Annotated in this window: 2 protein-coding genes; one reads left to right on the top strand and one right to left on the bottom strand. The window is 41.1% G+C overall.

The window, feature by feature from the left end; translation table 11 throughout:
* Positions 1-285 precede the first annotated feature (285 nt).
* The gene (gene mdh / locus JK188_RS17245) at positions 286-1,224 is read left to right on the top strand and encodes a malate dehydrogenase (protein WP_154603033.1); all 939 of its coding nucleotides are present in this window, start codon (positions 286-288) and stop codon (positions 1,222-1,224) included.
* Positions 1,225-1,422: 198 nt separating this feature from the next.
* On the opposite strand, the gene JK188_RS17240 is transcribed toward mdh, so the two are convergent.
* The gene (locus JK188_RS17240) at positions 1,423-1,740 is read right to left on the bottom strand and encodes a helix-turn-helix domain-containing protein (RefSeq protein WP_211886874.1); all 318 of its coding nucleotides are present in this window, start codon (positions 1,738-1,740) and stop codon (positions 1,423-1,425) included.
* Positions 1,741-1,834 lie beyond the last annotated feature (94 nt).

Genomic DNA, 1,834 nt, shown 5'->3' with positions numbered 1-1,834 from the left:
GTTACTGTGAAAAATTTGTTAAATAATTAAGCGGTGCTGAATAAATCGTCAAATAAAATTGGGTTTAATGTTAAATGCAATAGCAATAAAAACTATTTGTTAAAAAAGTGTCCGTTATCTCATTAACAGATAAGGAATTTGTTTAGAATAGAACTATTGTGTTGGTGATTTATCTCGCGTTAACACTTCTCTCTAACTGTTAAAGAATTGTTTTTTATAAGTAATGTGTTTAGTGCGTAGTCAGATGAATTCATATATTTTAAAGTACAATTAAGGAGTTTTAGAATGAAAGTTGCAGTCCTAGGTGCAGCAGGTGGTATCGGTCAGGCTCTCGCCCTTCTTCTCAAAAACCAGCTCCCAGCAGGTTCAGAACTCTCCCTCTACGACATCGCGCCAGTAACTCCAGGTGTTGCCGCTGACTTAAGCCACATCCCTACCGACGTTAAAGTGGTTGGTTTTGCGGGTGAAGATGCAACCCCAGCACTGAAAGGTGCGGACGTAGTATTAATTTCTGCGGGTGTCGCACGTAAGCCAGGTATGGATCGCTCTGACCTGTTCAATGTGAACGCAGGTATTGTACGTAACCTTGTTCAACAAATCGCGGTTACCTGCCCGAAAGCACTGATCGGTATTATTACTAACCCAGTGAACACAACCGTTGCTATCGCAGCTGAAGTTCTGAAGAAAGCTGGCGTGTATGATAAAAACCGTCTGTTCGGTGTAACGACACTGGATATCATCCGTTCAAATACTTTCGTTGCTGAATTAAAAGGTAAGAAAACTCACGAAGTTGAAGTGCCAGTTATTGGTGGTCACTCAGGCGTAACAATCCTGCCATTACTGTCTCAAATTCCTGGTGTTAGCTTCACTGATGAAGAAATCGCAGCACTGACTAAGCGTATTCAAAACGCAGGTACTGAAGTGGTTGAAGCTAAAGCGGGTGGCGGATCTGCAACACTGTCTATGGGTCAAGCGGCAGCACGCCTGGGCTTATCTTTGATCCGTGGTCTGCAAGGCGAAAGCAATGTGGTTGAGTGTGTATACACTGAAGGTGAAGGGGAACACGCTCGCTTCTTCGCTCAACCTGTTGTATTAGGCAAAAACGGTATCGAAAAACATTTACCAATTGGTAAATTAAGTGCATTTGAAGAGAAAGCACTGAAAGATATGTTAAGCGTACTGAAAGCAGATATTGAATTAGGTGAAAAATTCATTAATGGCTAATGCCAATTAAGAATTAGCGCTTAAATAAGGGCGGAGTTGCTTTCATGCGATTCCGCCCTTTATTTTTATACTCGATAAGTTTTCGCTTATCAAAATAAGGGGAAACCCCTTGAAGGTACAATGAATTAACCTTGCTGTTTTTAAAGAAAATAATAGTGGGCTTTATCTTTCAGTTCTGATCAAAAATAGCGACTGATTTTAGATATTCTCTTCTTCTGGCTCCCTGTTTTCTAATTCGCTTGTTTCCTCGATTTTCTTTGGCTTTTCTCGAACTTTTCTTTCTAATAAATCACCCGTCATTGGATCGTAATAGCGACTAGGCCAGATTTCTGATGGATGAATACCTAAAAAGTTTGCGATGATCCATTCTCCTTTAGGCCAAGGTCTCGATAGCGCATTCGCGAGCGTTGACGAGCTAAGCCCTGCTTCACGAGAAATCGCCGCTAGGGTTGTTCCACGTTTGCGTAAAGCTGCAATGATATCTGCTGGGTGCCAGTTTGATTTCCGTAACATCATTTTTTAATCCTTTTTTCACTCAGAATCATGTAGAGTTAGTGGTACATCTAACAGAGTATTGTGATACATTCAGTGCAATCGTTCTGTTATTGGA

Source organism: Providencia sp. JGM181 (assembly GCF_018257375.1).
In the GTDB taxonomy this organism is placed as follows: Bacteria; Pseudomonadota; Gammaproteobacteria; order Enterobacterales; family Enterobacteriaceae; genus Providencia; species Providencia lanzhouensis.
The sequence above is the reverse complement of the archived record's forward strand: the minus strand, read 5'-3'. Positions and strand labels throughout refer to the sequence as shown.